The sequence below is a fragment of the Actinomadura livida genome (assembly GCF_014648675.1).
GTDB lineage: Bacteria > Actinomycetota > Actinomycetes > Streptosporangiales > Streptosporangiaceae > Spirillospora > Spirillospora livida.
Genome location: NZ_BMRO01000001.1, coordinates 171,523 through 179,004 on the forward strand (window position 1 = coordinate 171,523; position 7,482 = coordinate 179,004).

The window sequence follows — 7,482 nt, forward strand, 5'->3', positions numbered from 1 at the left end:
AATCGTCGTCCGCTCGGTGCCGCCGCCCTTGCCGCCCGCCCACTTGCGCAGGATCGTGCGTCGCTCGGCGCGGTCCAGGATCTCGGCGGCGCCGATGGGCGCGTCGGGGTCGGCGACCAGTTCGCGGACGAGCCGCGCGAAGCGGTCCGCGACGGACCGGGCGGTGTCGGGGTCGAAGAGGTCGAGGGCGTACTCGAGACCGGCCTCGATCCCGGCGGGCGCGCCGTCGTCGCCGTGCCGCTCTCCCAGGTACAGCGACAGGTCGTACTTGGCGATGCCCGACCCCAGCGGCTCGGCGCCGCCGGTCAGCCCGTCCAGCTCTAGGCGGGCCTCGGGGTTGTTCTGGAACGACAGCACGACCTGGAACAGCGGGTGCCGCGCCATCGACCGGGCCGGGTTGAGCACCTCGACCAGCCGCTCGAACGGGAGGTCCTGGTGCCCGTAGGCGGCGAGGTCGGTCTCCTTCACCCGCCCGATCAGCTCGCGGAACGACGGGTCCCCCGAGGTGTCGGTGCGCAGGACGAGCATGTTGACGAACATGCCGACGAGATCGTCCAGGGCCTCGTCGGTGCGGCCCGCGATCGGCGACCCGATCGGCACGTCGGTCCCGGCGCCGAGGCGGGTGAGCAGCGCGGCGTACGCGGCCTGCACGACCATGAACAGGCTCGCGCCGCTCTCGCGGGCGAGGGCCAGCAGGCCCGCGTGGACGTCGGCGTCCAGCTCGAACGCGTGCGTGGCGCCCCGGTACGTCGCCTCCGGCGGGCGCGGCCGGTCGGCGGGGAGCCGCAGCTCCTCCGGCAGCCCGGCAAGGGCGTCCTTCCAGTACGCGATCTGCCGGGAGATCAGGCTGTCCGGGTCCTCCTCCGAACCGAACAGCTCGCGCTGCCAGAGCGTGTAGTCGGCGTACTGGACGGGCAGCGGCGCCCACCGCGGCTCTTCCCCGCCGGCGCGGGCCGCGTACGCGGTGATCACGTCGCGGGCGAGCGGCGCCATCGACCAGCCGTCCGCGGCGATGTGGTGCAGGACGAGCATCAGGACGTGCGCGTCCCCGCCGAGCGCGAACAGCCGGGCGCGCAGCGGCGGCTCGACCGACAGGTCGAAGCCCTGCCCGGCGGCGGCCGCGAGCGCCGCCGGCAGCGCGGCCTCGCCGGTCTCGGCGACGTCGAGCCGGGGGCGGGCGGCGGCCGGGTCGAGGACGAGCTGGCGCGGGGTGCCCGAGCCGTCCGGGAAGATCGTGCGGAGCGACTCGTGCCGGGTCGCCACGTCCCCGAGCGCGTCGCGCAGCGCGCCGAGGTCGAGCGCGCCTTCGAGCCGCAGCGCGATCGGCATGTTGAACGTCGCCCCGCCGCTCGACCAGGCGCCATCCAGGCGGTTCAGGAACCAGAGCCGCTGCTGCGCGTACGACAGCGGCACGACGGCGGGGCGCTCGGCCCGCGTCAGCGGCGGGCGGACGTCGCCGGCCGCGTCCGCGAGCCGCTCGGCGAGGCGCGCGGGGGTCGGCGCCTCGAACAGCGCGCGGACGGGCAGCTCCGCGCCGAGCGCGGAGCGGATCCGGCTGACCAGGCGGGTCGCGGTGAGCGAATCGCCGCCGAGGTCGAAGAACCCGTCGTCCACGCCCGCCTTCGGCACGCCGAGGACCTCGGCGAACAGCCCGCAGAGGATCTCCTCCTGCGGGGTGCGCGGCGCGCGGCCCGCGGTGGTTGCGGCGCCGCCGCCGGGGGCGGGCAGCGCGGCGCGGTCGAGCTTGCCGTTGACGGTGAGCGGCAGCGCGTCCAGGACGGTGAGCGCCGGGACCATGTGGTCGGGCAGCCGCTCGGCCGCGTACCGCCGCACCGCCGCGACGTCGACGTCCGTGCCGACGAGGTAAGCGGCGAGGCGCTTGTCGCCGGGGCGGTCCTCGCGGACGACGACGGCGGCCTGGGCGACGCCGTCGCAGCCGCACAGCACGTTCTCGATCTCGCCGGGCTCGACCCGGAAGCCGCGGATCTTGACCTGGTCGTCGGCGCGGCCGAGGTACTCGATCGTCCCGTCGGGGAGCCACCGGGCCAGGTCGCCGGTGCGGTACATGCGGTCGCCGGGCGCGCCGAACGGGTCGGCGGTGAACCGCTCGGCGGTCAGCCCGGGGCGGCCGAGGTAGCCGCGCGCGAGCTGCGCGCCCGCCAGATACAGCTCGCCGGGGACGCCGACCGGGGCGGGCTGGAGCGCGGGGTCCAGCACGTAGGCGCGGGTGTTCCGGTACGGCCCGCCGACCGAGGGGCGCCCGGCGTCCGCGACGACCTGGTTCATCGTGTCGATCGTGGACTCGGTCGGCCCGTAGAAGTTGCGCGCGGTCAGGCCGGGGACGGCGCGCAGGTCCCGCCACAGGGCTTCGCCGACGGCCTCGCCGCCGAGGAGGAGCTGCGACGGGCGGTGCCGCCCGTCATCGTCCAGCAGGCCCGCCTCGCGCAGCGAGCTGAAGTGCGACGGGGTGGTGTTCACCAGGTCGATGCGCGCGTCCGCCACGTACGCGGTGTACGCCTCCACGTCGCGGCGGGTGTCGTCGTCGACGAGGTGCAGCTCGTGGCCGTACATCATCCACAGCAGGCCCATCCACGACGTGTCGAACGAGAACGACGCCAGGTGCGCGAACCGCATCCGGCGGCCGCCGGCGGCCTCGATCGCGGGGTCGAAGAAGGTCTCCCGGTGCGCCTCGAAGTAGTTCAGCACGCCCGTGTGCGGGACGGCGACGCCCTTGGGGAGCCCTGTCGAGCCCGACGTGTAGATGACGTACGCGGCGTTGCCGGTGCGCAGCGGCCGGACCCGGTCGGCGTCCGCCGGGTCGTGCGCGGGCCGCCCGGCGGTGTCCGGGAACCCGCCCGCCCGGACGGTGAGGGCGGGGCGGCAGTCGTCCAGCATGTGCCCGATGCGGGCGGGCGGGTACTCGGGGTCGACCGGGACATAGGCCGCGCCCGCCTTCAGCACGCCCAGGATCGCCACGACGATCTCGGGGGTGCGCGGCAGGACGAGCGCGACGCGGTCCTCGGGGCCGATCCCCCGCGCGATCAGCTCGTGCGCGAGCCGGTTCGCGCGCTCGTTCAGCTCCGCGTAGCTCAGGCGTACGTCGCCGCAGACGAGGGCGGTCTGGTCCGGGGTTCGGGCCGCCTGCCGCTCGAACAGGGCCGGGAGCGTGCCTGCCGGGACATCGGCGCCCGTGTCGTTCCACGCGGCGAGGGCCGCGCGTTCGGCGCCGGACGGGAGGTCCACGGCGCCGACCGGCTGCCCGGCGTCCTCGGCGAACGCCTCCAGGAAGCGGCGGACGCGCGCGAGCAGCGCCTCGACGACGGGCCGCTCGTACACGTCGGGCCGGTAGTGCAGCCGCAGCGACAGCCGCTCGCCCGGGGCGGCGACGAACGACAGCGGGAAGTGCGTCGCGTCGTAGGAGTCGGCCGCGGCGATGCGGACGCCGTTGAGGGAGCCGTCCATCGACGCGGGGTCGAACGGGTAGTTCTCCAGGACCGTCATCGTGTCGAACAGCGCGCCGCCCTGGCGCGCCACCCGCTGGATGTCGGTGAGGCCCAGGTGGTGGTGGGCGAGGAGTTCGGTCTGCTCGTCCTGGAGGCGTTCCAGGAGGGTGCCGAGCGGCTCGTCCATCCGGTACCGGACGCGGATCGGCAGCGTGTTGATGAACAGCCCGATCATCTGCTCGATGCCGGGCAGCTCGGGCGGGCGGCCGGAGACGGTGGCGCCGAACACCACGTCGTTCGAGCCGAGGAGCCGGCCGAGGACCAGACCCCAGGCGCCCTGAAGGACGGTGCTCAACGTGACGCCGTGGCGGCGTGCCGCGCGGGTGAGGCGCCGGGTGGTGCGCTCGTCCAGCTCGGTGACGGTCCGCTCCGGTGGCCGCGGTGCCCGCCCGGCGGCCTCGGGGGCGACGAGGCTCGGCCCGGCCACGCCGTCGAGGGCGCGGCGCCACGCGTCCGCCGCGGCGGCGCGGTCCTGCTGGGCCAGCCACGCCAGGTAGTTCTTGTACGGGGTGACGCGGGGCAGCCCGGTGTCGTGGCCGCCCTGCACGTACAGCAGGAACAGCTCGGTCGCCATGATCGGCGTGGACCAGCCGTCCAGCAGGATGTGGTGGTTGGTGAAGACAAGCCGGTGCCGCTCAGGGCCCATCCGGACCAGGACGAACCGCAGCAGCGGCGGCGCGGTCATGTCGAAGCCTCGCGCCCGCTCCCGCGCCACGACGGCGTCGGCCTCCGCCTCGGACGCCGTCACCTCCTCCCACGGCAGCTCGACCGTGCGGGGGATCACCTGGACGGGGCGCGACAGGTCCTCGTGCCAGAACGCGGCCCGCAGGTTCGGGTGCCGCCGCAGCAGGGTCTCGGCGGCGGTGCGCAGCGCGGGGACGTCGAGCGGCCCTTCGAGGTCGAGGACGAACTGGGCCGTGTAGACGTCGGAGTCGCCGGAGTCGAATAGGGCGTGGAAGAAGAACCCCTGCTGCAACGGCGACAGCGGCAGGATGTCTTCTAGGTCCCCCCGGTTCAATGCTGCCGCCTCCATGCGTTCTGTAGCTTGTCGATCTCGCCCTGGTCCAGGTCGACGAGCAGGTCCGACGGGGTGAACCCGCCGGCCTCGCCGGACGCGGCGTCGGCGACGAGGCCGCGCAGCGCGGTGAACCAGCCCTCGGCCAGCTCGCGGACGTCGGCGCCGTCCAGCAGGCCGCCCGGCCACGTCCACGTCGCGGACAGCACGGGGCCGCCGGGCAGGTCGCGGGCGACGGCGTTGACCTCCAGGAGGTGCGCCAGCGGCATCCGCGGGTCCTCGCCGGGGGGCAGCTCCTCGGACGCGAGCGTCCAGTCGCCGCCGTCCGCGCCGCCGTCGACGCGGCCGAGGTAGTTGAACGCGAGCTGCGCGGGCGGCGCCTCGGCCAGCTCCTCGGCGGCCTCGCCGCCCCCGTGGCGCAGCAGGCCGTACCCGATGCCGTCGCCGGGAACGGCCCTGAGCTGCTCCTTGACCTTCTTGATTGCCGCGCCGCCGACCGCGGTCCCGGCGTCCAGCCGGACGGGGTGGATCGAGGTGAACCAGCCGGCGGTGCGGGAGACGTCGACGCCGGGCACGGCGTCCGTGCGGCCGTGTCCCTCCACGTCGACCAGGACGCCGGTACCGCGCCCGCCGCGGTGCCGCCGCCACTGCGCGACGGCGAGGGCCAGGCCGGTGAGGAGGACGTCGTTGGCGCGCCCGTGGAACGCGGCGGGCACGTCGGTGAGCAGCGGCCCGGTGACGTCCGCGGGCAGGTCGACGCTCAGCGAGCGGGCGCGCGCCGCGATGTCCGCCCGCGGGTCGAGCGCGCGGTCCGCGAGCTTCTGCGGCGGGCCGTCCACGATGTCGAGCCAGTCCTCCAGCTCGTCCTCGTCCCGCTCGGCGGCGGTGAGCTTCTGCGCCCAGCGGCGGAACGACGTCCCGACCGGCTGGAGCTCTCCCCCGGCCCAGGCCGTGACGAGGTCGGGCAGGAGGATCCGCCAGGACACGCCGTCCACGACGAGGTGGTGCAGGACGACGAGGAGGCGGCCCTGGTCGGTGCCCGCGTCGAACCAGACGAGCTGCGCGACCGTCCCCTCCCGCGGGTCGAGCCGGTCGCGGGCCGCGGTGGCCTGCTCGGTGATGACGGCCTGGAGCTTGTCGGCGTCGAGGCCCGCGGCGTCGACGCGGGTGACGAGGGCGGCGGCGTCGCAGGCGCCGGGCTGCCGGACGACGGGCTGCCAGCGGTCGCCGTCCACGTCCAGCCGCAGCCGGAGGACGTCGTGGTGGTCCATGAGCGTCCGGAGGGCGTCCGCCAGCCGGTCGGGGCCGAGGTCCGGGGGCGTGCGCAGCAGCATCGCCTGGTGGAAGCCGCTGATCAGCGCGGCGTCCCCGCCCACCCGGTCGCGCAGCCACGCGACGATCGGGGTGACCGGCACCGGGCCGGTCCCCGCGCCGGGGGCCTCCGCCTCGATCTCCTCGCCCTCGCCGACCGGCCGCGCGGTGGCGGCCAGTTCCGCGACGGTCTGGTGCTGGAACACGTCGCGGGGGGTGACGACCAGGCCGGACTGCCGGGCGCGGGAGACGAGCTGGATCGCGATGATGGAGTCGCCGCCGAGGTCGAAGAACCCGTCGTCGACGCCGACCCGCTCCAGGCCGAGCACCTCGGCGAACAGGCGGGAGAGCGTCTCCTCCTCGGCGGTGCGGGGCGCGCGGGACGAGACCTTCGCCGCGAAGTCGGGGGCGGGCAGCGCCGCGCGGTCGAGCTTGCCGTTGACGGTGAGCGGGAGGGCGTCCAGCTCCATGACCACGGCCGGGACCATGTAGTCGGGAAGGCCCTTCGCGGCGAAGCGGCGCAGCTCCCCGGAATCGATCCCACTGCCCGCGACGTAGGCGACCAGGCGCTCGTCGCGGACGAGCACGGCGACGTCGGACACCGCGTCGTGCCGGGCCAGGGCCGACTCGATCTCGCCCAGCTCGATGCGGAAGCCGCGCAGCTGCACCTGCTGGTCGCTGCGGCCCAGGTATTCGAGGCGGCCGTCGTTCAGCCAGCGGCCGACGTCGCCCGTCCGGTACATGCGGGTGCCGGGCTCGCCGAACGGGTCGGCGACGAACCGCTCGCCCGACAGGCCCGGCCGGTTCAGGTAGCCGCGCGCCAGGCCCGCGCCCGCCACGTACAGCTCACCGACGACACCGGGCGGTACGGGCTGGAGGCGGTCGTCCAGGACGTACACCTTCAGGTCCGGGATGCCGACGCCGATGACGCTGCCCGGCGCGGTCGCCGCGTACGCGCGGTCGAGCGCGAGGTAGGAGACGTGCACCGTGGTCTCGGTGATCCCGTACATGTTGACCAGCACCGGCGCGTCCTCGGCGTGCCGCGAGTACCAGTCTTCGAGACGCCCCAGTTCGAGGGCCTCGCCGCCGAACACGATGTAGCGCAGCGCCAAGTCGGAACCGGGGGCGTCCTTGTCGGCCGCCATCAGCTGGTAGAAGGCCGACGGGGTCTGGTTCAGAACGGTGACGCGCTCGTCCACCAGCAGCTTCAAGAAGTCCTGCGGCGAACGCGAGGTCATGTACGGGACGACGACAAGACGCCCGCCGTACAGGAGCGAACCCCACAGCTCCCACACCGTGAAGTCGAACGCGTAGGAGTGGAACAGCGTCCACACGTCGTCCGGGCCGAAGTCGAACCACTGCTCGGTCGAGCGGAGCAAGCGCACCACGTTCTGGTGCGGCACCACGACGCCCTTGGGGCGACCCGTCGAACCCGAGGTGTAGATGACGTAAGCCGGGTGCTCAGGGGCGATGGCGACACCGAGGTCGGTGTCGTCGTATCCGGTGGCATCGAGGTCGTCCGGGCCAATGGTCAGCACCGGCCGGGCGTCCTCGACCATGTACGCGATGCGGTCCTCCGGATAGTCCGGATCCATCGGCACGTACGCCGCGCCCGTCTTCAGCACCGCCAACAGCGCTACCACGAGGTCCGCC

The 7,482-nt window shown here is 74.4% G+C and carries 2 protein-coding genes and 2 pseudogenes; all 4 read right to left on the bottom strand.

The window, feature by feature from the left end; translation table 11 throughout:
* The coding region (locus tag IEZ03_RS38775) for a condensation domain-containing protein (protein ID WP_373293517.1) at positions 1-1,947 on the bottom strand (1,947 nt) is incomplete at its 3' end.
* Between the two features lie 21 nt (positions 1,948-1,968).
* Positions 1,969-3,243, bottom strand: a pseudogene (locus IEZ03_RS38780) (non-ribosomal peptide synthetase); the annotation flags it as partial.
* Positions 3,244-3,267: 24 nt separating this feature from the next.
* Positions 3,268-4,536: pseudogene (locus tag IEZ03_RS38785) on the bottom strand (condensation domain-containing protein); the annotation flags it as partial.
* Positions 4,518-7,482: non-ribosomal peptide synthetase (locus IEZ03_RS00730; protein ID WP_229807893.1), on the bottom strand; the 2,965-nt coding region annotated here is incomplete at its 5' end. The pseudogene IEZ03_RS38785 and the gene IEZ03_RS00730, both read right to left, overlap by 19 nt.